Annotated in this window: 23 protein-coding genes and 2 pseudogenes; 12 read left to right on the top strand and 13 right to left on the bottom strand. The window is 65.0% G+C overall.

The window, feature by feature from the left end:
• Positions 1-40 precede the first annotated feature (40 nt).
• Together AB7290_RS02475 and AB7290_RS02470 are read left to right on the top strand one after the other, a co-directional pair.
• Positions 41-454, top strand: coding sequence for a response regulator (locus AB7290_RS02475; protein WP_085403698.1), 414 nt, complete (start codon positions 41-43; stop codon positions 452-454).
• 67 nt (positions 455-521) lie between these two features.
• Positions 522-4,022 carry a PAS domain S-box protein gene (locus AB7290_RS02470; RefSeq protein ID WP_135215359.1) on the top strand — a complete coding sequence of 1,167 codons (3,501 nt, stop codon included), beginning with the start codon at positions 522-524 and terminating at the stop codon, positions 4,020-4,022.
• A gap of 155 nt (positions 4,023-4,177) precedes the next feature.
• Here AB7290_RS02470 and AB7290_RS02465 read toward each other — a convergent pair whose 3' ends face one another.
• Positions 4,178-4,813, bottom strand: coding sequence for a response regulator transcription factor (locus AB7290_RS02465; protein ID WP_071916993.1), 636 nt, complete (start codon positions 4,811-4,813; stop codon positions 4,178-4,180).
• A 149-nt stretch (positions 4,814-4,962) separates the two neighbouring features.
• Here AB7290_RS02465 and AB7290_RS02460 point away from each other — a divergent pair, with 149 nt between their 5' ends.
• Positions 4,963-5,253, top strand: coding sequence for a hypothetical protein (locus tag AB7290_RS02460; protein WP_085398200.1), 291 nt, complete (start codon positions 4,963-4,965; stop codon positions 5,251-5,253).
• 54 nt (positions 5,254-5,307) lie between these two features.
• On the opposite strand, the gene AB7290_RS02455 is transcribed toward AB7290_RS02460, so the two are convergent.
• From AB7290_RS02455 to AB7290_RS02425, 7 genes and pseudogenes are all read right to left on the bottom strand, one after another.
• Positions 5,308-5,811 (bottom strand): response regulator, encoded by a 504-nt coding sequence (locus AB7290_RS02455; RefSeq protein ID WP_085398201.1) that lies wholly within the window; start codon positions 5,809-5,811, stop codon positions 5,308-5,310.
• A gap of 155 nt (positions 5,812-5,966) precedes the next feature.
• Complete coding sequence (locus AB7290_RS02450) at positions 5,967-6,284, bottom strand: hypothetical protein (protein ID WP_014490546.1); 318 nt, start codon at positions 6,282-6,284, stop codon at positions 5,967-5,969.
• A 2-nt stretch (positions 6,285-6,286) separates the two neighbouring features.
• On the bottom strand, positions 6,287-7,168 hold the full coding sequence (locus tag AB7290_RS02445) for a CheR family methyltransferase (protein ID WP_441253352.1): 882 nt from the start codon (positions 7,166-7,168) through the stop codon (positions 6,287-6,289).
• Between the two features lie 59 nt (positions 7,169-7,227).
• The gene (locus AB7290_RS02440; RefSeq protein ID WP_018321619.1) at positions 7,228-7,614 is read right to left on the bottom strand and encodes a response regulator; all 387 of its coding nucleotides are present in this window, start codon (positions 7,612-7,614) and stop codon (positions 7,228-7,230) included.
• Between the two features lie 32 nt (positions 7,615-7,646).
• A complete protein-coding gene (locus tag AB7290_RS02435; protein WP_063980462.1) occupies positions 7,647-8,123 on the bottom strand; it encodes a chemotaxis protein CheW in 477 nt (158 codons plus the stop codon).
• A gap of 27 nt (positions 8,124-8,150) precedes the next feature.
• Complete coding sequence (locus AB7290_RS02430; RefSeq protein ID WP_441253351.1) at positions 8,151-10,937, bottom strand: hybrid sensor histidine kinase/response regulator; 2,787 nt, start codon at positions 10,935-10,937, stop codon at positions 8,151-8,153.
• Between the two features lie 408 nt (positions 10,938-11,345).
• Positions 11,346-11,799: pseudogene (locus tag AB7290_RS02425) on the bottom strand (response regulator).
• Between the two features lie 454 nt (positions 11,800-12,253).
• On the opposite strand from AB7290_RS02425, the gene AB7290_RS02420 reads away from it, so the two are divergent.
• The 4 genes from AB7290_RS02420 to AB7290_RS02405 all read left to right on the top strand — a co-directional run bounded on the left by AB7290_RS02420 (position 12,254) and on the right by AB7290_RS02405 (position 14,804).
• Positions 12,254-12,964 carry a Crp/Fnr family transcriptional regulator gene (locus AB7290_RS02420; protein ID WP_085399711.1) on the top strand — a complete coding sequence of 237 codons (711 nt, stop codon included), beginning with the start codon at positions 12,254-12,256 and terminating at the stop codon, positions 12,962-12,964.
• A 191-nt stretch (positions 12,965-13,155) separates the two neighbouring features.
• Entirely contained in the window at positions 13,156-13,854 is a 699-nt protein-coding gene (locus tag AB7290_RS02415) for a Crp/Fnr family transcriptional regulator (protein ID WP_193560938.1), read from the top strand.
• A gap of 152 nt (positions 13,855-14,006) precedes the next feature.
• Entirely contained in the window at positions 14,007-14,384 is a 378-nt protein-coding gene (locus tag AB7290_RS02410; RefSeq protein ID WP_063980460.1) for an Hpt domain-containing protein, read from the top strand.
• Positions 14,385-14,555: 171 nt separating this feature from the next.
• Entirely contained in the window at positions 14,556-14,804 is a 249-nt protein-coding gene (locus tag AB7290_RS02405) for a hypothetical protein (protein ID WP_085399682.1), read from the top strand.
• A 63-nt stretch (positions 14,805-14,867) separates the two neighbouring features.
• Here the strand turns inward: AB7290_RS02405 and AB7290_RS02400 are convergent, their stop codons facing one another.
• Positions 14,868-15,491, bottom strand: coding sequence for a helix-turn-helix domain-containing protein (locus AB7290_RS02400; protein WP_071908605.1), 624 nt, complete (start codon positions 15,489-15,491; stop codon positions 14,868-14,870).
• 340 nt (positions 15,492-15,831) lie between these two features.
• On the opposite strand from AB7290_RS02400, the gene AB7290_RS02395 reads away from it, so the two are divergent.
• Together AB7290_RS02395 and AB7290_RS02390 are read left to right on the top strand one after the other, a co-directional pair.
• A complete protein-coding gene (locus AB7290_RS02395; protein ID WP_085399683.1) occupies positions 15,832-16,995 on the top strand; it encodes a hypothetical protein in 1,164 nt (387 codons plus the stop codon).
• Positions 16,996-17,816: 821 nt separating this feature from the next.
• A complete protein-coding gene (locus tag AB7290_RS02390; RefSeq protein ID WP_085399684.1) occupies positions 17,817-19,031 on the top strand; it encodes an EAL domain-containing response regulator in 1,215 nt (404 codons plus the stop codon).
• Between the two features lie 681 nt (positions 19,032-19,712).
• Here the strand turns inward: AB7290_RS02390 and AB7290_RS02385 are convergent.
• Positions 19,713-20,573 carry a DMT family transporter gene (locus tag AB7290_RS02385; RefSeq protein ID WP_085399713.1) on the bottom strand — a complete coding sequence of 287 codons (861 nt, stop codon included), beginning with the start codon at positions 20,571-20,573 and terminating at the stop codon, positions 19,713-19,715.
• Between the two features lie 161 nt (positions 20,574-20,734).
• Here AB7290_RS02385 and AB7290_RS02380 point away from each other — a divergent pair, with 161 nt between their 5' ends.
• Positions 20,735-22,093, top strand: coding sequence for an aminotransferase-like domain-containing protein (locus AB7290_RS02380; RefSeq protein ID WP_244623496.1), 1,359 nt, complete (start codon positions 20,735-20,737; stop codon positions 22,091-22,093).
• Positions 22,094-22,100: 7 nt separating this feature from the next.
• Here the strand turns inward: AB7290_RS02380 and AB7290_RS02375 are convergent, their stop codons facing one another.
• Positions 22,101-22,715: a GDYXXLXY domain-containing protein gene (locus AB7290_RS02375; protein ID WP_085399686.1), complete on the bottom strand. Its 615-nt coding sequence runs from the start codon at positions 22,713-22,715 to the stop codon at positions 22,101-22,103.
• Positions 22,712-23,983, bottom strand: coding sequence for a DUF2157 domain-containing protein (locus tag AB7290_RS02370; protein WP_085399687.1), 1,272 nt, complete (start codon positions 23,981-23,983; stop codon positions 22,712-22,714). Before AB7290_RS02370 ends, AB7290_RS02375 begins: the two co-directional genes overlap by 4 nt.
• Before the next feature lie 183 nt (positions 23,984-24,166).
• Here AB7290_RS02370 and AB7290_RS02365 point away from each other — a divergent pair, with 183 nt between their 5' ends.
• On the top strand, positions 24,167-24,364 hold the full coding sequence (locus tag AB7290_RS02365) for a hypothetical protein (protein ID WP_085399688.1): 198 nt from the start codon (positions 24,167-24,169) through the stop codon (positions 24,362-24,364).
• A gap of 412 nt (positions 24,365-24,776) precedes the next feature.
• Entirely contained in the window at positions 24,777-25,172 is a 396-nt protein-coding gene (locus tag AB7290_RS02360) for a VOC family protein (protein WP_135217107.1), read from the top strand.
• 17 nt (positions 25,173-25,189) lie between these two features.
• Here the strand turns inward: AB7290_RS02360 and AB7290_RS02355 are convergent.
• Positions 25,190-25,324, bottom strand: a pseudogene (locus AB7290_RS02355) (IS5/IS1182 family transposase); the annotation flags it as partial.
• Positions 25,325-25,440 lie beyond the last annotated feature (116 nt).

Genomic DNA, 25,440 nt, shown 5'->3' with positions numbered 1-25,440 from the left:
GGTCGCTGGAACGTCCCATCCGGCCCGGAGGGTTTCAGACGTGGCCAACATCCTGATTGTGGATGACGACCCGGCCGTGCAGATCACGATCCGGCTGATCCTGGAGAGGGCCGGCCATCACGTCACCGCCGCCGGCGACGGCCACACGGGGCTTGCGCTGTTCGAGGCGAGCCGGTTCGACCTCCTGTTCCTCGACATATTCATGCCTGGCATGGACGGACTGGAGACGATGCGCCACATCCGGGTGCTGCAGCCGGCCCTTCCGATCATCGTCATTTCCGGCCGCGCCGTCGCCCCGGACGCGTATGCCGAGCCGGACTTTCTGAAGATGGCGACCAAGCTCGGCGCGGTCGCAAGTCTGCAGAAGCCGTTCCGGCCGGACGCCCTGCTCGCCGCTGTCGACGGCTGCCTCCCATCCGCGCCACAAGCCAATGCCGCCTCCGGCAGCCGATGACGGGGCGATCCATGTTGCAGCGTAGCAGGACATTCGGGACCGCTCGCGACGCGGCGCGAAGGCCGATATGACCCTCGCGACCCGGCTGGCCATCGCAATGATCCTGCTGGTCGCGGCTGCGGTCGCCGCTGTCGGATGGCTGAGCCATTACAGCCTGGAACAAGCGTTCCTGCCGCGCGTGCTCGACCGTATCGAGGGCCACTCGCGGCTCCTGGCCTCGCAACTCGAAGCGCATGTGAACGGCGCTCGCGCCGACGTTGCGACGTTCCGCTCCCGTGCCGCCGCGCGCGGCATGATCGATGCCCATTTCAACGACGGGGTCGATCCGGTCGATCACCTCTCGGAGAAGACCTGGCGCGACCGCTTGCTGACGCGCCTCGTGGCCGACGTCGGCGCCAACCCGGCCTACGCAAAATTCCGCATCATCGGTGCCGACGGCGTCGAGTATCTGCGCGTCGACCGCTCCGGCCCGAACGGAGCGGTGCGTGCGGTTCCCGACGATGCCTTGCAGAACAAGGGCGAGCGCTCCTTCTTCCAGGCGGCGATCAAGCTGGCAGAAGACCAGGTCAGCGTCTCCCCGGTCGAACTGGACGTCGACGACGGCGTGGTTCAGATGCCCTATGTTCCGACCTTGCGCGTCGCGGCGCCCCTGTTTGGGTCCGATCACCGGCTGTTCGGCATCGTCGTCGTCAATGTCGACATGCGCCAGGTGTTCGACCGTATCAGGATATCGATCCGGAACGGTGAAGCGGTCTATGTGGTCGGCCGTAACGGCGATTATCTCGTGCATCCGGATCGCACCCGCGAGTTCGGTTCGCAACTGGGGACACCAACACGCTGGCAGGACGACTTCCCCCATTTCGCAGCCATCACCGGATCGACGCTGGGTGCGACCCAGGTCGTGCCGGGCAGTGACGGCAAGCCGAGCGGCACCGCGATCGCGCCCGCAATCCTGGCCGAGGACCAGTGGGTCGGTGTCATCCGCGTCGTGCCCAACGCCGTCTTCATGGCGCCGGCCGTCACCATCGAGAAATCGACCATCACGATCGGCCTCATCGCGGTGCTGGTCGCCGCCATACTGGCCGTGCTGCTGGCGCGGTCGTTGACCCGGCCGATCGGGCAGCTCACTGCGGCGGTCGAGTGGCTCGGTCGGGACAATTCCATCAGAATTCCAACCGACGCCCCCGGCGAGACTGGTGTGCTGGCGCGGGCATTTGCCCGTTTGATCGATGAAATGCGGGCGAAGACGGCAGCGCTGGAGCATGAGGTCGAGGAGCGGCGGCGCACCGAGGCCGCGCGCGACCAGCTCGCCGTCCGCGAACGCCTGTTCAGCGCGGCGGTCGAATCCTCCGACGATTCGATCGTCATGCAGACGCTCGACGGCATCATCATCGGCTGGAATGCGGCGGCCGAGCGCCTCTACGGCTATACGGCCGAGGAAGCGGTCGGACAGCCGACCTTGATCCTCCTGCCACCCGATCGCCGCGAAGAGGGCAAGGACTATCTGCGGCGGATTGCGACGGGCGAGCGGATCGAGCACTTCGAAACGGTGCGCCTGCGCAAGGACGGCAGTCCGGTCGAAATCTCGGTGAGCCTGTCACCGATCAGGGACGATTCAGGCGAGATCATCGGCGCGTCCGGCACGGCGCGCCGCCTGACCGATGCGCGACGGACCGAGCGCGCGCTGCAACAGCAGATCGAGGAACGGCGGCAGCTGTTCGACGCCTCGGAAGATCTGATCATGATCATGGATTCGCGGGGCCATATCGTGCAGGTCAGCCCGAGCAGCCAGGCCGTGCTCGGCTACCCGCCGGACGAGATGATCGGCCGCAGCGGCGTCGATTTCATCCATCCCGCGCATCTCGAGCAATCCCGCGAGGAGATGCGCGCGCTCCGGCGCGGCGGGCACCCCAGGCTCGCCGACACCCGCTGCATCCACAAGGACGGACGCGAGGTCTGGCTGTCCTGGCTCGGCAACTGGTCAGATCAGGCCAAACGCTTCTTCTTCGTCGGACGCGACATGACCGAGGCGAGGCGCGCGGAAGAGTCCTTGCGCGAAAGCGAGCTGCTCGCGCGCAATATCGTCGAGACCGCGCTCGACGCCTTCGTCCAGACCGACGAGCGCAGCACCATCCTGAACTGGAGCTCGCGGGCCGAGGAGCTGTTCGGCTGGCGGCGCGACGAAGCGCTGGGCAGGAATGGGGTCGACCTCATCGTCGCCGAGAGCGAGCGGGAGCGGGTCAAGGCCGGCCTCGCGCGCTTCCTCGAGTCCCAGGACGGCCAGACGCTCAACCGCCGCCGCGAGCTCGCGGTTCGCCGTCGCGACGGCAAGGAATTCAGGGCCGAGCTGAGCGTCACGGCGCTGAAACGCCGCGAAGGCATTCTGTTCAACGTGTTCTACCGCGACCTCACCGACAAGATCGCGTCCGAGGAGCGCATCCGCCACGCCGACAAGATGGAGGCGGTCGGCCAGCTCACCGGCGGCGTGGCGCATGACTTCAACAACATCCTCACCGTCATCACCGGGACGATCGAGATCCTGGCCGACGCGGTGGCGAAGGAGCCGGAGCTTGCGGCGATCACGAAGATGATCGACGAGGCCGCCGGGCGCGGCGCCGAGCTGACCCAGCACCTGCTCGCCTTCGCGCGCAAGCAGCCGCTGCAGCCGCGCGAGGTCGACATCAACGCGCTGATCATCGACACCGCAAAGCTGTTACGCCCGACGCTGGGCGAGCAGATCCAGATCGAATCGGTGTTCGAGGACGAGAGCTGCGTCGCGATCGTCGACCCCAACCAGCTCACCACCGCGATCCTCAACCTCGCGCTCAATGCCCGCGACGCCATGCCCGGCGGCGGCAAGCTGATCGTGGAGACGGGCGCCGCCTATCTCGACGAGGTCTATGCCAGCGTCAACGACGTCAGGCCCGGACACTATGTGCTGATCGCCGTGAGCGACACCGGCACGGGCATTCCTGCGCACATGCTGGCCCGGGTGTTCGATCCGTTCTTCACCTCGAAGGGACCGGGCAAGGGCACCGGGCTCGGGCTTTCGATGGTCTACGGCTTCATCAAGCAGTCCACGGGCCACATCAAGATCTACAGCGAGGAAGGCCACGGTACCACGATCAAGATGTATCTGCCGCCCGGCAAGACGGCCGCGGCCGTGGGCGAAGGCGTGACGCCGTCGACGATCGAGGGCGGACACGAGACGATCCTCGTGGTCGAGGACGACCGGCTGGTGCGCGACTACGTGCTGGCGCAGCTGCATTCGCTCGGCTACGTCACCTTGCAGGCCGCGAACGCAGCTGAGGCGCTCGCGATCGTCGCCACCGGCAAGCCGTTCGACCTGCTGTTCAGCGACGTCATCATGCCCGGCAAGTTGAACGGACGGCAGCTTGCCGACGAGGTGTCGAAGACGCGTCCGGACCTCAGGGTGGTCTACACCTCAGGCTATACGGAGAACGCGATCATCCATCACGGCCGGCTGGATTTAGGCGTGCTGCTGCTGGCAAAGCCGTATCGCAAATCCGATCTGGCGCGGATCATCCGCAAGGCGCTGAGCAGTTGAGGAACCGTGTCCCGGACAAGGCGCAGCGTGCAACGCTACGGCGCAGAGCCGGGACCCAGAACTGTCAGCCGTGACATTGGAGAGATGGGCCCCGGCTCAGCAGCGCATCATTGCATGACGCGCTGCGTCCGGGGCACGAGAGATGGCCAGTCGCGTTACGACGCGCGCTGGGCCGCGGTCATCACGATGCGGATCAGATCGGCGGCGTTGCGCGCCCCGAGCTTCTTCATGATGTTGGCGCGATGGTCCTCGATGGTGCGTGGGCTGATGCCGAGCGTGCGGCCGGCTTCTTTGTTGGACGCACCGGAAGCGAACTGCTCGAGCACCTCGCGTTCACGCCGCGTCAACGGCTCGCGTCCGGGGAAGTGCAGCGAAGAGAATTTCGGCGATACGCTCTCTGCCTGCCTGCGTGCATAGGCTCCGATCGCCTCGTCCAGCCGGCCGACGATCTCGCTGCCGCGGAACGGCTTTTCGATGAAATCGAGCGCGCCGCTCTTGATGGCGCCCACCGCCATCGAGATGTCGCCCTGCCCGGAGATCATGAAGATCGGCGCCGGATAATCTTCGCCCTGCAGTTCCTTCAGAATGTCGAGGCCCGACTTTCCGGGAATGTGCACGTCGAGCAGGATCGCAGCCGGCGTACGGTTCCGCGCGACGGAGAGCAGCGCTGCGCCGTCCGCAAAACAGATCACCTCATAACCCGCCGCCTTCAACACCATCGACAAGGTGTCGCGAACCGCAGGGTCGTCGTCGACCACGAAGATTTCACCACGAGAGGTTTGCTCGGCCATGTGCCACATCCAGTTGGCATTACGGACTCGCGTCCGCGCCAACCGTTATGGCGTTCGGCGCGGATTCGGCCCACCCGTATTTGTACGGGACATAGACTTAACGCACAAGTAGCGGCATTGCGCCTAATTGCAGGAGACGGAGAATATCCATGCTAAATTTGGCCGATACGCTGCCGCTGGTCGCAACATCCGAGGCCGACAGCCAACGATTGATCGCCGCCGACCTTCGCTTGCTGATCGCGCAGATCGAGACCAGTATGCGCCGGATCGCCGCAGCCATGGATCAAGAACACAGCAACGATCCGGAAGGTTCCGCCGACGTCTTCATACTCGACGACGTCACGCCGCGTTATGCCACCGCGAACGCCGCTCTGAACGCCTGCCGGGCAGGCCTCGGCCACGCCCTGCAATACCTGTCTGAATCCGGCAATCCGGCTTGAATTGCGACCGGCGCGGCGCAGTGCCCGCGTCCGATCGCATGGCAGCTCCGCGCCTCAGGCGCGGTGCCGTTCCACGATCGCGTCGGTAGCGACGCCACCCCAGGTGTGGATCGCCGGCAGCCCCATTGCGGTCTTGCCGAGATTGGCGAGACTGATCCGCAGGGCGGCGAGATCGAGCGGCTTCGGCAGGCCCTGGAGCTGGATCCCGACGGAACGAGCGAAGCTGCGGGCGGCGCTGCGGCGCTTGCCGTCCATACCGCTGATGACGATCACGTGGCCTGCGAATTTCGCGGCCACCATCTCGCGCAGCACGTCGATGCCGTCGCCATCCTCCAGCACGAGATCGAGCGTCACGCAGTCGAAGCGGGCGGCGCGGAGCTTCTCGATCGCCTCGGCGACGGACGGCGCCACCGTGACTTCATGGCCGGCCTGCTTGGCGGCGACCGTGATCAGGCTGCGCTGCGTGGCGTCGTCGTCGACCACCAGGAGCTGAAGCGCACGCCGCTCGGCGACGTCGGGCAGATTTGACGGGATGGGGGAGAGGGAACTTCGGGGCATTGCCGTATCCTGAGATTGAGACGGGCAATGTCTACACGGCTCGCGCTTAGGCCACGTAAAGCCGGTGCGGCGAATTCGTCCGGATGTTTTAGCAAATATGAACCAACGTCTCGGAAAGCGGCGACGGGGCGAGCGGGACGAGGCCTATTTGGCGATCACGCTGCCTCGTCACGGCCGCCGGCGGCGCCGCGCTTCTTGCGGTTCTTGCCGCGCAGGAACTGGATGTCCATTTCGGCGCCGTTGACGCGCACCAGCTCGCAACGGCGATAGGCGAGCCCGGTCGACGACAGCAGCAGGAAGAATTCCTTCAGGTTCAATCCCTGGATCGAGCCATCCACGGTGAGGATGGCATCGGTGTCGGAAATCGCATTGAGCTTGCAGTCGCGCCGCCACGTGCCGTCGATCGCCATGATGCAGACATCATAGCCACGACTGAACGTGACGCGCTCCGCGCCCTTGCCATCCTCTGCCATGCCTATCGTCCTGCCAACACCGCCATGCGCGGCGGCGCGGCGCCGGCGAGAGCCGGTTTGGCTGCCGCTGCACGCGGGTCGTTCGGCTTGTAGAGGCCGCGACGATCCGGGATCGGCCTGAACGTGTCGGTCAGTCCGACCACGGTTTCGGCTGCACCCAGCACAAGGAAGCCGTCTCCCTCGATCTGGCGGGCGAGGCGGTTGAAGATGTTGATCTTGGTGTCCTGGTCGAAATAGATCAGCACGTTGCGGCAGAAGATGACGTCAAAGGTGCCGAGCTGGGCAAAATCATGCAGCAGGTTGAGCTGCCGGTGCTGGATCATCGCGCGCAGCTCGGGATTGATCTGCCACGTCTCGCCGGTCTGCTTGAAATATTTCATCAGCATCTGGATCGGCAGGCCGCGCTGCACCTCGAACTGGCTGTAGATGCCGGCCTTGGCCTTCTCGAGCACCTCCTGCGACAGGTCGGTGGCGATGATCTCGACGCGCCAGCCGGGCAGGGCCGCGCCCATCTCCTTCAGGCACATCGCGAGCGAATAAGGCTCCTGCCCGGTCGAGCCGGCGGCGCACCAGATGCGCACGCTCCGTCGGCCGGCGCGCGCCTTGATGACCTCAGGCATGATGGTGTCGCGGAAATGATCGAACGGGACCTTGTCGCGGAAGAAGAAGGTCTCGTTGGTGGTCATGGCTTCGACCACGCTGGTGACGAGCGCGCTCGAGCCGCCCTGCAGCTTCTGCACGAGCTCGCCGATCCCGGACAGCCCGGCCTTGCGGGCGAGCGGCAACAGCCGGCTTTCAATCAGATATTGCTTGTCTGCGGACAGGTCGAGCCCGGAATGATCCCTCAGGAACTTACGCAGATACTCATACTCGGTCGGGGTCACGGATAGCCTCTCGGAAGCTGTACTGGGGACACTCTGGCTGAAGCGCTCGGGCCAGATACTCAGACCATGGCTTGTCCGACCGGGATCAAGCCGACTTCAGCGAACTTGTCGGCGATGATGTCTTTATCGAAGGGCTTCATAATGTACTCGTTGGCGCCGCCGCTGAGCGCCTGGGCGATATGAGCCACGTTGTTCTCGGTGGTGCAGAACACCACCTTCGGTTGGTCGCCGCCGGGCAGCCGGCGCATGTGGCCCATGAACTCGAAGCCGTCCATCACGGGCATGTTCCAGTCGAGCAGCACCGCATCGGGCAACTGCCGCTGGCAGATCTCCAGCGCCTTCGAGCCGTCCTCGGCCTCGGTGACTTCGAATTCCAGGCCTTCCAGGATCCGGCGTGCGATCTTTCGCACGACGCTGGAATCATCGACCACCAAACATGTCTTCATTTTGGTTCTCCGGCTTCGATGTTTCGGTTAGCTCAGGCAGCCATTTGCACTTCGGTTTTAAGCTCGAGGACGCGATCGACGTCGAGGACGACCATGAGCTGGCCGTCGAGGCGGTGGACGCCGCCGGCGAGCTTCGCCATGCGGGGGTCGAGGTTGACGGGGTTCTCTTCCATGCCGGCCTCGGCGAGCCGCAGCACTTCGCCGATCTGGTCGATCAGGAGGCCGTAGGATTCACCGCGCAGGTCGACGCCGACCGCCATCGGGGTCTTGCCGTCCTCGGGCTTGGGCAAGCCGAGCCGGGCGCGCATGTCGACCACGGTGACGATGCGGCCGCGCAGGTTCAGCACCCCCGCGATCTCGCGCGAGGACAGCGGAACGCGGGTGACGCGCTCGGGCATGAACACGTCCTGCACGCGGGAGATCGGCAGGCCGAACAGCTGGCCGCCGATCATCGCGGTGACGTATTCGACCATGGCGCCTTCGCCGATCTGCGTCTTCTTGTTGCTCATAGCGGTATCTCCTGATCCCCAGTGCCGTTACGCCGCTGCCCGGCTCAGCTCGGAGGCGCCGGCGGCGCCCGCGGTCTGTTCCTTCAGCGCCGCGATCAGACCGGGACGGTCGAACTTGGCGACATAGTCGTGGAAGCCGGCCTGACGGCCGCGCTCGATCGCCGCCGGCGACACCAGCGCGGACAGGCCGATGATCGGCATCGCGCCCAGATTGGTGTCGGAGCGGATCACTTCGGCGAACTCGAACCCGTTCATGTCGGGCATCTCGATGTCGGTCAGGACCACGTCGAAGCTCTGCGCACGCAGCGCAGCCAGGCCCTCCTGCGCGGTCGGCGCGGTGCGGACGCGGTAGCCGGCCGCCTTCAGCACGGGTGCCAGCATGTTGCGGAAGAACGCCGAGTCGTCGACCAGCAACACCGACTGCGAGTGCTGCGACGGCTTCATCTCCTTGCGGGTGAACCAGTCGGCGAACGCCATCGGCAGGAAGTGGCCGACGTCGATCACTTCGGTGGCCTGGCCCTTGATCACGGCCGAGCCGAGGATGCCGGAGGCGGAGCCGCCGACCTCGATGTTGAGCCGTTCCTCGACGATGTCGATGATCTCGTCGACGACGAGGCCCATGGAGCGGCCGTCGTCCGCAAACACCAGGATCGGCTGGGCGCCCTGGCTGGCGATGGTGACGCTCTCCATGGCGACGAGCGGCATCAGCTGCTCGCGGTACTGCACCATGTAGCGGCCGTTGCTGAACTCGATCTTGTCGGCCGGCAGCTCCTCCAGGCGGGTGACGAGCCCGAGCGGGACCGCCTTGGGCTGGCTGGAGCCAGCGCGGAAGACGAGCAGCGAGGTGGTCTGCTCGCCCGATCCGATGTGATGCGCGCCGTTCTCGTCGCCCATGTCATGGGCCGAGGAGCCGGCAGCACCCAGCGCCTTGGCAATGCCGTTGGGATCGATGATCATGATGACAGCGCCATCGCCCAGAATGGTGTTGCCGGAGAACATGTCGATGTGACGCAACTTCGTCGACATCGGCTTCACGACGATCTCTTCGGTGTGGAACACGCCGTCGACGACGATGCCAAAGGTCTGGCTGCCGACTTGCGTGACCACGATAAAGCCGTTCTCGGGATCGCTGGCGGCGCCGTCGTCGATCTTCAAGAGCTTCTTGAGGTGGATCAGCGGCAAGAGCTTGTTGCGCAACCTGAGGACAGCGGTGTCCTTGATGCGCTCGATGCGGTGCTCGCTGTTGGCCCGCGCACGGACGAGCTCGACCACCGAGAGCTGCGGGATCGCGAAGCGGTCGCCGGCGGCTTCGACGATCAGCGCCGAGACGATGGCCAAGGTCAGCGGGATCTTGATGGTGACGGAGGAACCCTCGCCGGCCACCGACTTGATGTCGATGGTGCCGCCGATCTGGTCGATATTGGTGCGCACCACGTCCATGCCGACGCCGCGGCCGGAGACCGAGGTGATGGCGGCCGCGGTGGAGAAGCCGGGCGCGAAGATGAACTTGTGGATCTGGGCTTCGCTCATCTTCTCGAGCTCGGCCTCGGTGACGAGACCGGAGGAGATCGCCTTGGCCTTGATCCTCTCGGTGTTGAGGCCTCTTCCGTTGTCGGCGATGCAGATGATGATGTGGCCGCCCTCGTGATAGGCGGACAGGCGGATGGTGCCCTGCTCGCCCTTACCGGACGCGAGCCGCTCGGCGGGGGTCTCCAGGCCGTGGTCGGCGGAGTTGCGCACCATGTGGGTGAGCGGGTCCTTGATCAAATCGAGCACCTGGCGGTCGAGCTCGGTGTCGGCGCCGTGCATCTCCAGCTCGATCTGCTTGCCGAGTTCGCTCGACAGGTCCCGGACGATGCGGGGCAGCTTCTGCCAGGCATTGCCGATCGGCTGCATGCGCGTCTTCATGACGCCTTCCTGCAGCTCGGCGGTGACGTTGGACAGGCGCTGCAACGGCACCTTGAACTCGGTGTCCTCGTTGCGGCGGGAGATCTCCAGCAGCTGGTTGCGGGTCAGGACCAGCTCGGAGACCATGGTCATCAGATGCTCCAGCGTATCCACGTTGACGCGGATCGACTGGTTGGCGATGCGGTCGCCCTCGGCGGCGCCCTCGTCGGCCATCGACTTCTTCGGCGCGACCTTTTCCTTGGCCGGCTTCGCAGCTTCCTTGGCGGCGGGCGCGGGAGCTTCAGCAGCCGGCGCGGGCTCGGCCTTGACGACGGGGGCCGGCGCTTCGATCGCGGTCTCGCGGAAGGCGCGCTCGAGCTCGTCGAGCGAGACTTCGCCCGGACGCAGCGGACGCTCCAGGGTCTGGTCGATCAGCGTGCCCTCGGTCATTTCTTTTTCTTTCGACGGTGCGGCCTTTGCTTCGACGGGAGTGGGAGCTTCCGGCACGAGCGGCGGTGCATCAGCAACAGCACCTGCGGCCATTGCCGCCATGCCCTGCTCGACCATCGCTTCCAGCTTGTCGATGAGATCGCGGTCGGTGCCCTCGGGCTCGGCTTCGGTCGCCTCCAGCCCGGCGAGGATCTCCTTGATGCGGTCGATCGAGGACAGGATCACCGTCACCGCGCCGGCCGTCACCGGCATGCCGTCACGGAATTTGCTCATCAGGGTCTCGCCGGCATGCGCCAGCGCTTCAAGCCGCGGCAGTCCGAGGAAGCCGCACGTGCCCTTGATGGTGTGGACCAGGCGGAAGATGTTATCCAGGATCTTGGCGTTATTCGGCTCCTGCTCGAACTTCACCAACTGATTGTCGACGGTGTCCAGGCTCTCGCTGGTCTCCGTCAAAAACTCCCGCAACAGATCATCCATGAGCTACGCCTTACTGAGCCGGACTTCGACGCCTGGGCCGCACCTGGAGTTCGGCGGAGGTCCGCGCCTGGATCGTTAGACAACCCCTTTCACGGTCCCGTTAATTTCAGCCTCCGTGCTAATACGGATATTGAAGACAAGTTTGCGCTTCGAGGCCTGCGATAGCGTCTTGCGACAAAAGCGGCGCCGCATCTCACGCGACAGACGCAATAGGTAAATGCTCCGATAACAACACGGCGACGTGCGCGAAAAATCCCGTCGGCGAAGGACGATATGCACGGGCCGCGCGAATTGAATCAAATCACGCGCAATCAGAATCGCTCACACCGCCGCCCGCTGCTCGCCTGCTCAATCCGCAACAGCTGCGCTTGCGGTAAACGAACGCTTATTTCGCGGCCGCCGCGATTGCTACCGCGCTAACCCAATTGCGGAGACAGCACGTTGCGCCGCGAGGCAATCCTTGATGGCAGCGAGTAACGCATCCGGTGTAAACGGCTTGCGAAGGCAACGCGCAGCGCCGAGCTCCAGCGCCATCCGGAGGAAGTCGGGTGCGGGCGCGTTCAAATTTGCGAACGCGTAGCCGGACATCGCGATCAGCGGAATGGCCGGCGCGCTCGTGAAAGATCCGGATCGACTCGAACCCGCGCATATGCGGCATCAAGATGTCGATCATCATCAGATCGACCTGTTCGTTCTCGAGAGCGCGGAGGCCGGCTTCTCCTCCGTCGGCAATCGTCACCCGGAAATGATTCCGCTGCAGATAGATCTCGATGGCCATGCACACCATCGGGTCGTCTTCGACGAGAATATGGTGCAGGTCTGCCGTCCCCGTTTGAGTTTCCCGTTTCGGCGATTCAAACATCAAACCGCGGGGCACGCCGCTCTCCCCTGGCTGGGGTCGAAACATTGATGGCCGCAAGCGTCAACGGTCCTGTCGGGAAATCAGGCGCAAGTGGTGCGACAGTCGCGGCGTCGCGAAGTCGCGCAGACCAGTCCCGGATGGCGAGAATGCCCGCTTGAGGGGAAGCCGCAGGTGCCGGCCGGCGTCCGATGGCGGCGCAGATGCGGTGCTAGCGGCTCATGACAGCCCTCTTGCCGCTTTTTCCTGCCGCCCGGCGCAAGACGGACACCCCTAATTAACGCGCGAATCAGCGTGCGTTTCTCAATTTCCGCCGCAAATGCCGCAGCCTGTCTGCCCCCCAACGGGTATATGGACGACACCACAACCCTTACAATATGTTTTGGTCGCCGTGCAACTGGATGACGCACAGGGCGCGGCGCCCGATCGTACCATCGAACGCGCCGGATTGACCTGCATGACCGCGAGCGGCCACCCGTCCAACCAGTTGCTGCAAATGCTCGGCGTGGCGGATTTCGATCTGCTGCGCCCCCATCTCGCGACAGTCGAAATGGTCAGGGAATCTGTCTTGGCCGAGGCAGGCGCCGCGCTGCGACATGTCTACTTCCCGCACGGCGGGTCCGTTTCGATCACGGTGGGTCTCTCCGAGGGACAGATGATCGAGGTCGCGATGCTGGGCCGCGACAGCGCCGTCGGCGCCGGCGCCGCCCTTGCCGACGGCATCGCTCCGACGGATGCCGCCGTGCTCTTCCCCGGGACTGCGTCCGTGCTCGAAATCGCGGCCTTCCGAGCGGTGGCGGCCGCAAGCGCGCAATTTCGCGGCCTGATGATCCGCCACGAGCAGGCGCTGCTCGCGCATGCGCAGCAATCGGTGCTGTGCAATACGGTGCACCCGGTCGAAGCGCGGCTGGCGCGCTGGCTCCTGCGTGCCCGCGACCTGTCCGACAGCAAGTTCCTTCCGCTGACACAGGAGACGCTGGCGCAGATGATGGGCGTACGGCGCAACGCGATTTCCCTCGTCGCAAATGCGCTCCAGCGCGCCGGCATCATTCACTACACCCGCGGCCAGATCGCGATCGTCGACGAGCACGCATTGGAGACGAGGTCCTGCGACTGCTATGCGGCGGTGAAGGGCTGCCACGCCCGCCTGCTGGGAGCCCCGCGGTGAAGATAGCCCGGCGCAACCGGCCTGCTGCATGCCGGTGTGCACACAGTGCAGCGGGGGCGCCATCGCAACCGGACATCTTGTCCCAATTGCCAATATATCCCGACGAGAACATGATCAAACTTATCCGTGCAGCGAGCAGCCCGTTCGCTTCGAGTTCGGGGGCTGACGAGACGGAGGCAGTCTTGGAAACGATGGCGCGCCCATCCAACGGTTTCCTGTCCGCACTGTCGGCGGAGGATTACGAATTAGTCCGCCCGCATTTGCGCATGATCGATCTGCCGCACGAAGCGATCCTGGTGGAGACCGGCGAAACGCTCAAGCGCGCCTACTTCCCCCACCGCGGCGTCATCTCGCTGGTGGTGAAACTCGCCAAGGGCGAGCATGTGCAGGTCGCCATGGTCGGCCGCGACAGCCTGCTCGGAACGCTCTCGACCATGGGCGATGCCTGCGCGCTGAACACGGCAATCGTGCTGGTCCCCGGTGCCGCCTCCGTGATGGACCTCGACCGGCTGCGCGACGCGGCCGACCAGAGCAGCACCTTGCGGACGCTGCTCACCCGTCACGGGCTGGCCGTCTACGCACAGGTCCAGCAGACCGCGGGCTGCAACGCCGCCCATCCGGTGGAGTCGCGGCTGTCGCGTTGCCTGCTGCACACCCATGACCTGTCGGGCGACTACCGGCTGCTGCTGACCCAGGAGGCGATGGCGCAGATGATCGGGGCGCGCCGCAACAGCGTGTCGCTGGTCGCCAATACGTTGCAGCACGCCAATTTCATCCACTACAGCCGCGGGCACATCCAGATCCTCAACCTGGACGGCCTGCGCCAGACGGCGTGCGAATGCTACGCCACCGTGAAGGCGCAGTACGAGCGGCTGCTCGGCCCGCGCTGACCGGCGCCTTGGTAAACCGGCGGCTAACGCCGGCCTGCAAACACGGATCGTCCTGCTACCGGAACTGAAATTCGGATGCCGTAGACACGGGGCGTGCCTCGCGCCGTACAGGCCGCGCGGCAGACGAACCGTGACCAGGACGGGCCAAAGCCATGTTTGAAGTGACCGCCGCGCCGATGCCAAAAGCGCTCGATGCTGCGCCCGCGCGCGAGCCGGGTGCGTACGAAGCGCTGGTGCGGGAGATCGGCGAGGACGGGGCCTGTGAAGTCCGTGACGTGTTCTGGAGCGAGACCTGCGCGCGCCTGCAGCTGTTCCGCACGCTCTCGCTCGCGCGGCACCTCGCCAGGATCACCCGCGAAGCGCATTCGCTGAAGAGCGCGGCCGGAACGTTCGGCTATGTCAGGCTTGCGGCGCTGGCGCTGCGGCTGGAGCAGACCGCGGAGACGCTTGGCGAGGCCGAATTCCACGGTCTCCTCGACCTGATGGATGCCGCCTACGCCGCCGCGCGCGCACAGGAGCCGCAGGGCTAGAGCCATTTTCGTTTCGATGGAATCGGAGCGGGGCTTGCGCAAACCGTATCCACTTCGCTCAAAAACGCTCTGACGAAAACTGCGCCAGGCCCGCCGTACTTCTACGGTTTGGGATTTTCACAGATGGCTAATCATAGGTGGCGATAGTCGCCGGAAACCAGGAGGGTTTCCATGTTCACCTATGAGACTGCGGATCAGAAAGAGGTCCGTCGCTTCCGCATCGCACAGTTCAACGGCAGGACCGCGACGGTGAAGGATGGCGAGGCGACGGTGACTGGTTTCGTTCGCTCGGTGCTGGAGCAGGAATCGAGCATGCCGCCGCGCTGGACCATCACGATCATTCCGAGCGCGCCGAAGGAAGAGCCCAAGTCGCTGCGGCCGCCGTCGCGGGTGCGCCCTTTCGCCGAGGATTATCTCTGAGCCCATCGGGTCCCTAGGCCATCCTCAGGCTTGATCGCCCGCCCGGCGGCGCAGGACAGAACCTCAATCGATCGAATGCAGCAGCGCCGCACGGACGAGGTCCGCGGTGTTGCGCGCGCCGAGCTTGCGCATCGCCTCGGCGCGATGGCTCTCGAACGTGCGCGGGCTGATCTGCATCCGCAGCGCGCCCTGCTTGTTCGAGTAGCCCTCGCTGATCAGCCTCAACACCTCGCGTTCGCGCTTGGTCAGCCGCTTCTGGCCCGACAGGCCCAGCAACTCGGTGCTCGGCACGCGCTGCGCTTGCTGTGCGCGGGCGGCGTTCAACTCGGCGCCCTCGGTCCTGGACGGGATCGGCAGGGCATCCCTGTGAGGACCGGCAAGCTGCTTGACCACGCCGCAGACACGTTCGGTCTGCGCCAGCGCATTCTCCACCACGCGCTGCAAATAGGCTCGATCGGCCGTAACCGGCGCGAGCTGGTCGCTGTGGTGCTTGATCTCGCCCATGTAGAGCAGGAGCGCGGTCAGGGGGCCGTTGAGCTCGCGGGCGATGGCGCTGGCCATCTCGTCGGCGGCCTTGGCGCGGACCGCGTTCAGGCGGGCGAAATCGAGCTCTTCGGTCGGAGCAGAGCTGCTTTCGAACCATTCCGACGGCCGCGAATCGGTGGCCGTATCGTTCTGTGACCCCATGTGACTCGTTTAGCGGAACCGAGGCCGGTCTGTGGTTAACTTTTTGCTCCGTAAGACTACGGTAATTTTGGCAGTTTTGTGCTGAAATGCCGGCGCAGGCACAATTTATGCTTGAGTACCCACGCAATCGACCACGCGTAGGTTGAGGTTTTCGCCCAAAACTTGAGCAGGCGACGAAATGCCTCCTTAACCAACGCTCCCCAGCGGGCGCCCGCGCCTCCCGGTTTTTACGGATAAATTAACAATAACTTGCTTCTCTTAGTCACGATTGAGAGCGCGCAAATGCCTCCACGCATGAGGCCGGTAGGCCTGCGGGAAACGCTGCGGAAGATTGCGTGCCATGAACGAGATCGATCGGCTGTCCGAGTTCTTGCAGAGGCTGACGCCGCTCTCGCGCAGCTGTCTGCTCAGCGAGCTCGAGCGGCTCGAACTGTGCGGCATCGACATGCCGGGCTCGTCCGACATCCAGGCGAAGTTGCGCGCCGAGTTCCGCAAGGACGGATCGACCCAGGCACGCGCCACCAGTCCCTCGCGCTATTTCTTCGCGCCGCTCGAACTGCTCCTGATCGACGGCGCACCCGAGCATGCCAATGCGGGGCGGATTTCACCCAACACGCTCACGCCCATCTGGGAGTGGATCTGCCGCGACCTGCTGCCGACCATGGCGCGCGACTACATCAAGGCGATCAACGACCAGGTCACCGCCAACAACCCGAAGGAAGTGCTGAAAACCGCGTCGATCTTCCAGACCAAGGTCCTCAAGGTCCTCGAGAACACCCTCGCATCGGCGGAGAGCACCGAGTTCGCACGCGCCAAGCTCACGCAATACACAGCCTCGCGCACCGCCTTCGACGACGTGAGGAAAATGCAGCAGGTGCTGCGCGCCGGCGACGCGCTGCCGAAGTTCAACGAAAAGCTGCCTGAGAAGATTGCGAAATTCGACGACGGCCAGGTTGCCCAGATCACCGCGCAACTCGATGCCTTCAGGAAGTCCCACCCGGACGCGCTGCCCTTTGCGCTGGCGCTGGTGGCGAGGCGGCTGAAGACGTCCTGGGAGCTGGTGCGCCTTGCCACCAGGATCGCCGCGAGCAAGAGCGTGGCCGACGTCGCCGCCACGCCCTATGCCTGCGTCGTTCCCATGGTGCTCGACCGGCTCGACGACAAGCGGCTCGCCCTGCGGGTCGCGCTCAAGCACAACCGCGTGCTGGTCGCGCGCGACCTGCTCGCCGACATCTACGACACCGAATATGCGCTCAAGGTCCGCATCGACGGCATCGAGGGTTGCCAATGGGGCGCCCGGCTCCAGCAATTGATGGATGCGATCGCGGCGCTGGTGTCCGCCGAGGTGAGCCGCTTCCCCTCCAATGTCGGCCACATTCTCGGCTCGCGCCGGCTGCGCAGCCACGACACGCTCGGCGGCAAGCTGTCCTATCTGGCCTGGAAGGGACGCGACGCCGTGCAGGACGGCGCGGCGGCGTTTCGCAAATTGATCGGGCAAACCTGATATTGCGGCGCGGCTACTCCGCCCGCGGCAGGCACAGGAAGCGATCGGTAAATCGCCCTGACAGAACGAATCTGAACCACCAATACATCAATCGCCGCGTCGTCATTGCTGTAATCCTCGACAGCCCACCACCGGCTGCGCACAGCAATAGCGCAGGTGCAGCAAGACACATGTGATGTGCTTCACATTTGCGCCGCCGCGGCCGGCCACGTTGTCGCAGAACTGTCACGCGTAAACCATGGAACATGCGCGCATCGCGTGAAAATGAACTCTCCCATCGCTGCCATCGCGTCGATCCTGCGATGCACCGCAAGAGCGACGGGAAGGAGGTTGCGATGAGATCGAACCGGCGGACATCGACGATGGCGGCATTGCACGCGCGCGCCAGCGCCGCGCGAAACGCGAGCGGTTCGTAGCGCGTTGAACGAGCTGAATGCGCAGCTCGACAAGCACGGATTCTACAGGGCGTTTCCCGTCCTGAGTCGCGGTCGCGAGCTGGTACTGCATGACCCAGCGCGCCACGGCCACAGGCAATTAAGGCGTCCATTATTCAATTGGGCGAAGTGCGCGCGACCTCGTCCGATTACAGGACAGCGCGCGTGTCCGCAGCCAAGCCGCGTCTTGCAAAAATTGCGCGGGATTGCCGCACGCCCGCGCGCGACGCGCGGGCAGACGTAAAAACTTCTGGAAGAAGATCCAGACAATTTTAGACGTGATGCGGGCTTTAACGTTACCCAGATAATTCAACAATCGACTGAAGCTCTCCATATTTGAAACTGCTCCCATCGCTAACACCTGTCGCGGAACGGGAGTGGTTTGCGATGAACGATGAACTTGTTGAGCTCGCCGGACGGAGGCCCAAAACCTTCGGACGGCGAAAGGTAACGCCGCGCGCATGCGTCGCCGACGGCAAGCGCCATCTGCGCGCATTCCTCGCCGAGGTGCTGGAGGATCTTGGTTTCGTCACCAGCGAATGCGCCAGCGCGGACGAGCTGCAGACCGTGCTGACCCGCGAGTTGCCGGACCTGATCCTGCTCGGCATCGCCGCCGACGGCATCGAGCCCGGCACGTTTCTGGAGACGCTGGTGCGCGAGGCCTTCGACGGCAAGGTTCTCGCCGTCGGCGCCCGCGAGTCCATCATCGTCAGGGCCGTGCAGCAGGTCGGCGAGGAGTATGGCCTCGCGATGCTGCCGCCACTGACCACGCCGTTTGCCGCGGAGACGCTGCGCGAGCGCGTCGCGATGCTGCTGCCGGACGAGCCGGCGCCGAGCCCGGCCGTCTATGTCGGCGAGGCCCTTCACGCCGGCTGGCTCGAGCTCTGGTACCAGCCCAAGATCGACGCGCGCACCTTGGTCCGCAGCGGCGCCGAGGCGCTGGTGCGGATGCGGCATCCGACCTGGGGCGTAGTGCCGCCCGCCTACTTCATCCCCGAAGAGCACGATCCGCATTTGCGCGAACTCTCGGAGTTCGTGATCGAGCGCGCCTTGCAGGACTGGCACTATCTCCTGGAGCAGCAGAGCCCGGTCGATCTCTCGATCAACCTGCCGACGTCATATCTGAAGGAGCCGCAGGCGGTGCGCGATCTCTGCCGCCGCATGCCGACGCATCCGGCCTTCGGCGGGCTGACGATCGAGATCGACAGCGAGGAGGCGATCCGCGATCTCGAATTCCTCGTCGAGGTCGCCCGCGAGGTGCGCCTGCATAATATCGGCCTGTCGATCGACAATCTCGGCGCCAACTGGCCGTCACTGATGGATCTGGACAAGATTCCCTTCATCAAGCTGAAGGCCGACCGGCACTTCGTCACCGGCAGCGGCAGCGATCGGCTGAAGCGCACGGTGTGCCGTCACATCGTCGAGCTCGCCCACGGCTACGGCGCGCGCACTGTGGCCGAAGGCGTCGAGAGCCGCGCCGACCTCGTCGCCGCCAACGAGCTCGGCTTCGACCTCGTACAGGGTTTTCTGTTCGGCAAGCCGATGCCGCTGAAGAAGTTTGCCCGGAGCGCGCTGACGCGGACGGTGATGGGGCAGGCGTGAGGCACAGGCCTCACGCCAACCGCCGCGCGAAGAAGAAGACGCACACGACCACGAGCGCGGTCGCTGCGATCACCCCATGAAGGACAGAGCTTTCCTAGCGACAGACCCAGGCGCCATTGACCAGCACGCGGGCGCACGTTGGTGCCGCGACAGCGGCGCCTACGGCCGCTCCACCGACTACGGCGCGGCGCGTCGTTCGCCGCGCGACGCCGGCGACACTCACTGGGGTCGCTGGTCGCCCTACGCGGGCCTGTGCGCTCTGAACCGAGAATGAAAGACCATCCTCCTCCGACCACTGCACCGAGCCCATGGCTGCGCAGGCAATAACGGCGCCGGCTAGCCAAAATTTGGTTCCGTGTCGCATGACGTGCTCCTTCCCTTGCTTTCTGCGGATTTCTGTCAGTCGCGTGAGGATGCCGATCACCGTCCCATCAGCGAAACGAGCAGACCAGCCAGGCGGATGCTGTCACTGTGATCGCGAAACAGGGCACGCGATGCACCGGGGAGATAACTCTCCCATCCAGTGCGGCACTGCGTGCAAGAACAGACGTTGATCTAGATCAACGTTGGCAGTCGCATAACGACCGCGCCAAGGTGTGGTCGCGAGCCAATGACCAGATGGAAGCGCGTTCGATCAAGGTCATCAACTTCAGACCCTGGTCGGGAACTGCGATCACCGCCTCAGGCATATCGCCGCGCGAAGAAGACGCAGACGACCACGAGTGCGGTCGCGGCGATCATGCTCCATGCGACCGGCTCGTGCAGCAGGAAGCCGGCGAGCGCGAGACCGAAGAACGGCTGGAGCTGCTGCAACTGACCGACGCGGGCAATGCCGCCGACCGCAAGGCCCCGGTACCAGAAGATGAAGCCGACGAACATGCTGAAGACCGAGACGTAGGCGAGCCCGATCCAGGCGGGCACGCCGACGCCGCTCCACGTCGGCGGCCATGTCAGGATCGCGACCGGCACCATCAGCGGCAGCGCGAGCAGCAGCGCCCAGGAGATCACCTGCCAGCCGCCGAGGCGGCGCGACAGCGCGGCGCCTTCGGCATAGCCGAGCCCGCACAGCACGATGGCCGCGACCATCAGGAGATCGCCGGTGACTGATGCCGAGCCGTCGTTGGACAAAGCAAAGCCTGCCACCGTGGTGCTGCCGAGGACAGCGAACAGCCAGAACAGCGGCTGCGGTCGCTCGCCACCGCGCAGCACCGCGAAGATCGCCGTCGACAGCGGCAAGAGCCCGATGAAGACGATCGAATGCGCGGAGGTGATGTGCTGGAGCGCGAGCGCTGTCAGCAGGGGGAAGCCGACTACGACGCCGATGGAGACGATGGCGAGCGAGACGAGATCCTTCCGCTGCGGCCGCGCCTGGCGGAGCAGGAAGAGCACGGCCACACCGATCAGGGCCGCGATGACCGCGCGGGCGGACGTCAGGAACAGCGCGGAGAAACCACCGACCGCCACGCGCGTCGCCGGCAACGAGCCGCTGAAGATGATGACGCCGAGAAGCCCGTTGCCCCAGCCACTGCCTGCAGATTGCATGTCCGTCTCGCCTTTTGGGTCACGATCATCGACCGTCGCCGGTGGCGAGACCAGCGACAATCCAGTACAATCCGGCAAAACTGTATGGATATGGAAGGTAATACACCTTGGGCGGCGAGGCGCAAACGAAGGGACGGGGCGGGACGCGGACCAGCGACGTGATGGGCGCGATCCGCGCCAAGGTCGCGACCCGCGCACTCGGTACCGGCGACCGCCTGCCGTCGATTCGCAGCCTTGCCGCGACAATGGGTGTTTCGCCGTCCACCGTCGTCGAAGCGTATGATCGGCTGGCCGCCGACGGCCTGATCCGCGCCCGTCGCGGCTCGGGCTTCTATGTCTCATCGGCCGTCACCCCGCCGCTGGCGCTGACCGAAGTCGAGCCCCGCCGCGACCGGGCCGTGGACCCGTTCTGGGTGTCGCGGCAATCGCTCGACACGGACGATGCCGTGCCAAAACCCGGCTGCGGCTGGCTGCCGCCGGAGTGGATGCCGGAGGCGGCCTTGCGCCGCGCCACCCGTGCGCTTGCCCGCACCGACGCGAGCGTTTTGACCAATTACGGCAGCACGAGCGGCTCTCCTGCCCTGCGCCGGCTACTGCTCGCGCGCCTCGCCGAAGACGCGATCGAGGCATCGATCAACCAGTTGATGTTGACCGGTTCAGGCACGCAGGCGACCGACCTGATCTGCCGCTTCCTGCTCCGTCCCGGTGACACCGTGCTGGTCGACGATCCCTGCTACTTCAATTTTCGCGCGCTGCTGCGGGCGCATCAGGCGAAGATCGTCAGCGTGCCCTACACGCCGTCGGGCCCCGATGTCGCGCGCTTCGAGCAGATCCTCGCGACTGAGCGGCCGCGGCTCTACATCACCAATTCAGCGCTGCACAATCCGACCGGCGCGACGATCTCGCTCCAGACCGCGCACCGGCTTCTGACTGCGGCCGCGACGCACGACCTCACCATCGTCGAGGACGACATCTTCGGCGACTTCGAGCCGGAGCGCTCGCCGCGCCTTGCCGCGCTCGACGGATTGAACCGCGTGATCCGCATCGGCAGCTTCTCCAAGACGTTGTCGGCCTCGGTGCGCTGCGGCTACATCGCAGGGCGGGCCGACTGGATCGAGCACCTCGTCGACCTCCAGGTCGCGACCAGTTTTGGCGGCCCGAGCCCGGTGGCGACCGAGATCATCGCCAAGGTCCTGGCCGGCGGCAGCTATCGCAAGCACATGGACGAGCTCAGGCAAAAGCTCACGCGGACGCGCCGCGACGTCGCGCGAAAACTTCAGGCGCTGGGCATCGAGCCCTGGCTGATGCCGCGCGGCGGCTTCTTCCTCTGGTGCCGCCTCGCGGGTGGACAGGATGCCACCGCCGTTGCGCGCGCCGCGCTCGAGGAGGATGTGGTGCTCGCGCCGGGCAACGTCTTCAGCGTGTCGCAAACGGCATCGGACTTCCTGCGCTTCAACGTGGCGCATATGAGCGATCCGCGAATGTGGGACGTGCTGCGGCTGGCGCTGAAGGCCAAATGATCAGCGCCTAGTATAACGGCTCCTCATAGACCGGCTCGCCGTCGAGCAGCAGCCGCTTGATGGCGGCGCGGCCTGAGGGGAGTACGGCGGCGACGACCCGGAGTTTCTGCTGGTTGCGGGCCTGCTCGAGCTTCTTGCCCTCGCCTTCGGGCACGAAATAGCTTTCGAGACCGTATTTGATCGCCAGTTTCTCGCAGAAGACGCGCGGTCCCGAGCCGCAGGTTCCGCCGTAATAGGAGACGCGGCCGCGGATCAGCACTTCGGGAGCCGTGACCGTGACGGGCTCGGCATGCACCGAGACGGCCTCGTAGAGACCATTGGCATTCGGCGCGAGCTTGACGAACACGGCGGGCTTGCGCTCGGCCGCCGGCTGGCCGGCGAGCGTGCCCGCCGGCAGTTGCGAGATGTCGTAGCGGAGCACGACATAGTCGCCGCGCAGGAGATCGCGGGGATCGACCGGCTGCGTCTGCAACGTCACCTCACGGCCTTCGCGCAGGATCTGCATTCGATCGGCGACCATCAGCACCAGCAGCACGCATTGAAGCAGGACGGCGACACCGAACAGCACGGCTTTCGGGATGCGTTGCCAGAGTTTTGTCACGAACGCGGTCAACTCCATCATCGCTGGGCCCTCGGCAGCGCGCGATTGAGCGCGGTGGCAAATACCACGGCAATCACACCGGCCGCGGCAAGGAAGGCCGATCGGCGCAGCAGCGAGCCCTTCACCGCCCAGGTGATGCCCGCGATGACGCCGGCAATCCCGAGCCAGCCGGCAACGATCCGCGGACGCACATCATCGAGCACACCGGAGACAACAAGGCACAGCATGGCGCAGAGCAGCGCGGCATAGGCGAACCAGGGCTCGCCGGCCGTGGATGCCGGCCAGATCGGCGCCGCGAGCAGGACCAGCCCGATCGAACATGCCGCAAGGATTTCACCCGCACGCCTGGTGATCCCGGCGGACGCAAGCGCGAGGATCACGCCCGCGGCCCCGCACAGGATCGCCCAAAGCGGCTGGGCCGGCACCGTGCTGTTCCGGAAGCGGATGATGTCGTCGACCGTTGTCACCTCCAGGCAAGCGACGGCGGCCAGCGAAAACGCTCTGTAGATCGACAGGACCGTTCCGAGGCGCAGCGCCCTCGGCGTCGGCACAGCGGCGATTGCGAGTCCGGCGCCGAACAGCAGGGCGGCGCCGTTCGCGAGCACGAACGACGGCTGGGCACCGTCGAGTTCGAAGCGGAGCGATGTCGCGATCCACCACGGAAGCAGCGCGACCGCGACGAGATGGGCCGCCACGCGGGAATTCCATGCAAGCGCGAGCGCGGCGGCGATCAGCCAGACCGCCACGAACGGAAGATGCAGGACATCAGGCGCATCATAGTTGCGCATGCAGGTCCAGATGCAGGCCGCGACGAGGGCGACCGCAAGCGCGCCGCGCGATCCGGTCAGCAGGGCGGCGGCAAATGCTCCGATCGACCACAGCAGCATGCCGCCGGCGAAATCCTCGCCGAGATGATACATCTGGCCGACCAGCGCGATGCCCGCGCCGAAGATGATCGCACCGATGCTCGCACAGAGATCGGCGAGAACATTGCGGCCCGTCGCGGCAAACCACGCCCCGAGGCCGCCGGCGACGACCATGCCGGCGATCAGGATCGCGAACCGCAGCAGCCGCGCGATCTCCGTCCAGTGCGCCGCGACGAAGGCGAGGAAGGCGGCTGCGATCAAGAGACCGCCGACGATGGCAACGACGACGGCGATGTTGATGCCGGGCGAGAGCGGCGGCAGCGCGCTGCGGATGGAGGTGGCCGTCGCCGGCGCGATCACGCCGTCGGCTTCCCATTGCGCAAGATCAGCCTCGAGGCGCTGCCGGTAGGTTTTGTCGAACATCGTCGTGAAACACCTCGCTCCCTGCCGGCTGGCGGGATGCTGTTGGTCGGGCCGCGACGGTAGCAGGTTCAACCCGTCACCGCTCTGGTCGCGGGGGCGCCGGGCGCGCGCCCCCGCGCGACAGCGGCTTCGCGTTCACGGTCGAACCGAGTAAGTCACCGGCCGTCATGATGATGACCCGCCATGCAGAAACTGACGAACTCGAGGCAGGACGAGATCGACCGCACTCAGTTCGGCTTCATGGTTCAGGCCGTCCAGGATCACGAGCTGTACTTTGGTCGACTGCAATGCAGTCCCGATGGTCTGCGCGTTCCCGAGCGCGGGAACTTCCATTTCTCGGGCCACGCCCAGCGTCGCCGCCTCGATATCCAGCGTGCGTAGAATATGACATCCGGCGATTCATTGGTCAGATCATTCAAGCGTAACCGCGCGCGAATTTTGATTTCACGCAACAATTCATCGCACGTGCTTGGGAATTCGAGCATCGCAGCGCCCGACGAGAATACGGTGTTCATGACAACCCCAATGAGGCGTCCGACACTCCCGCTATTGCCGAACAAAGAGCTCGTCATCGTTAGCCTTCCCGGATGCCGATCGAAGGATCGTATCGCCGGAAGAAAACGGACAACCTCTCGAAGGGTGAGAGCCTCTTGTGCGGGAAGGCGCCCCTTCGGCACCTCCGCGAGGTTATAAGGTCGTCTTCAAAAGGACGCAAGCTGGTCGGGACGGCGGGCCGTGACGACTTTGAACCTTCCGTCCCCAAGTATCGACACTCTACCGCAAAAGGATTCGCATGACGCCAACTCACGCACTGACGTCCATCCTTCCCTGCAACGACCTCGACGCCTCGGAGAAATTCTACGCCCGGCTCGGTTTTACGCGCGCGGACAGCGACAAGCCGGAGGACGGTGAGGACAGCTATCGCATCCTCTCCGATGGAAAGGGCGGCCATCTCCATCTCACCGATGCCGTCGAAGGCTGGCTGATCAGAGGCCGCAACCCGTTCGGCCTCTATCTCTACACCGAGGCCGTCGACGAACTCGCGCGAGAGTTTTCGGGCGAGCTGGCCAACGGACAGGGGCCGGAGGACACGCTGTGGGGAATGTACGAGTTTGCGCTGTCGGACCCGGACGAGACCCTGGTCAGGATCGGTTGGCCGTCACGGCTCCGTCAGAAAAAGCAAGCTTGATCGGCGGAGAGGAAGGCCTAGGACGTGGACTCATTAGCGCCGAGCCATAGCCTGATTGAAGCGAGTTGGACGAAGGCGAGATAGTTGGCGGCAAGCTTGTCATAACGCGTCGCCACCCGACGGCATTACTTGATCCTGTTGAAGAAGCGCTCAGTGCTGATGCACGCGGACAATCGACGTGTCGCAGACGCTCTTCTTACGTGGAGTAGCAAGCACCCAGCGTGTCGATGATGCGGCCCCAGAGACCAGCCCGCCACCAACGGATGAT

The sequence above is a fragment of the Bradyrhizobium sp. 613_E4_N2_2 genome (assembly GCF_052075995.1).
In the GTDB taxonomy this organism is placed as follows: Bacteria; Pseudomonadota; Alphaproteobacteria; order Rhizobiales; family Xanthobacteraceae; genus Bradyrhizobium; species Bradyrhizobium barranii.
The sequence above is the reverse complement of the archived record's forward strand: the minus strand, read 5'-3'. Positions and strand labels throughout refer to the sequence as shown.

Excerpts from the sequence above, each read along its gene's own strand:
- AB7290_RS02400 (WP_071908605.1), bottom strand. The coding sequence starts at position 15,491 with ATGGGGTCACAGAACGATACGGCCACCGATTCGCGGCCGTCGGAATGG.
- AB7290_RS02410 (WP_063980460.1), top strand. The coding sequence starts at position 14,007 with ATGTTTGAAGTGACCGCCGCGCCGATGCCAAAAGCGCTCGATGCTGCG.
- AB7290_RS02435 (WP_063980462.1), bottom strand. The coding sequence starts at position 8,123 with ATGAGCAACAAGAAGACGCAGATCGGCGAAGGCGCCATGGTCGAATAC.
- AB7290_RS02395 (WP_085399683.1), top strand. The coding sequence starts at position 15,832 with ATGAACGAGATCGATCGGCTGTCCGAGTTCTTGCAGAGGCTGACGCCG.
- AB7290_RS02385 (WP_085399713.1), bottom strand. The coding sequence starts at position 20,573 with ATGCAATCTGCAGGCAGTGGCTGGGGCAACGGGCTTCTCGGCGTCATC.
- AB7290_RS02440 (WP_018321619.1), bottom strand. The coding sequence starts at position 7,614 with ATGAAGACATGTTTGGTGGTCGATGATTCCAGCGTCGTGCGAAAGATC.
- AB7290_RS02465 (WP_071916993.1), bottom strand. The coding sequence starts at position 4,813 with ATGGCCGAGCAAACCTCTCGTGGTGAAATCTTCGTGGTCGACGACGAC.
- AB7290_RS02430 (WP_441253351.1), bottom strand. The coding sequence starts at position 10,937 with ATGGATGATCTGTTGCGGGAGTTTTTGACGGAGACCAGCGAGAGCCTG.
- AB7290_RS02420 (WP_085399711.1), top strand. The coding sequence starts at position 12,254 with ATGACCGCGAGCGGCCACCCGTCCAACCAGTTGCTGCAAATGCTCGGC.
- AB7290_RS02415 (WP_193560938.1), top strand. The coding sequence starts at position 13,156 with ATGGCGCGCCCATCCAACGGTTTCCTGTCCGCACTGTCGGCGGAGGAT.
- AB7290_RS02470 (WP_135215359.1), top strand. The coding sequence starts at position 522 with ATGACCCTCGCGACCCGGCTGGCCATCGCAATGATCCTGCTGGTCGCG.
- AB7290_RS02380 (WP_244623496.1), top strand. The coding sequence starts at position 20,735 with ATGGGCGCGATCCGCGCCAAGGTCGCGACCCGCGCACTCGGTACCGGC.
- AB7290_RS02375 (WP_085399686.1), bottom strand. The coding sequence starts at position 22,715 with ATGATGGAGTTGACCGCGTTCGTGACAAAACTCTGGCAACGCATCCCG.
- AB7290_RS02390 (WP_085399684.1), top strand. The coding sequence starts at position 17,817 with ATGAACGATGAACTTGTTGAGCTCGCCGGACGGAGGCCCAAAACCTTC.
- AB7290_RS02460 (WP_085398200.1), top strand. The coding sequence starts at position 4,963 with ATGCTAAATTTGGCCGATACGCTGCCGCTGGTCGCAACATCCGAGGCC.
- AB7290_RS02450 (WP_014490546.1), bottom strand. The coding sequence starts at position 6,284 with ATGGCAGAGGATGGCAAGGGCGCGGAGCGCGTCACGTTCAGTCGTGGC.
- AB7290_RS02405 (WP_085399682.1), top strand. The coding sequence starts at position 14,556 with ATGTTCACCTATGAGACTGCGGATCAGAAAGAGGTCCGTCGCTTCCGC.
- AB7290_RS02365 (WP_085399688.1), top strand. The coding sequence starts at position 24,167 with ATGCAGAAACTGACGAACTCGAGGCAGGACGAGATCGACCGCACTCAG.
- AB7290_RS02370 (WP_085399687.1), bottom strand. The coding sequence starts at position 23,983 with ATGTTCGACAAAACCTACCGGCAGCGCCTCGAGGCTGATCTTGCGCAA.
- AB7290_RS02360 (WP_135217107.1), top strand. The coding sequence starts at position 24,777 with ATGACGCCAACTCACGCACTGACGTCCATCCTTCCCTGCAACGACCTC.
- AB7290_RS02455 (WP_085398201.1), bottom strand. The coding sequence starts at position 5,811 with ATGCCCCGAAGTTCCCTCTCCCCCATCCCGTCAAATCTGCCCGACGTC.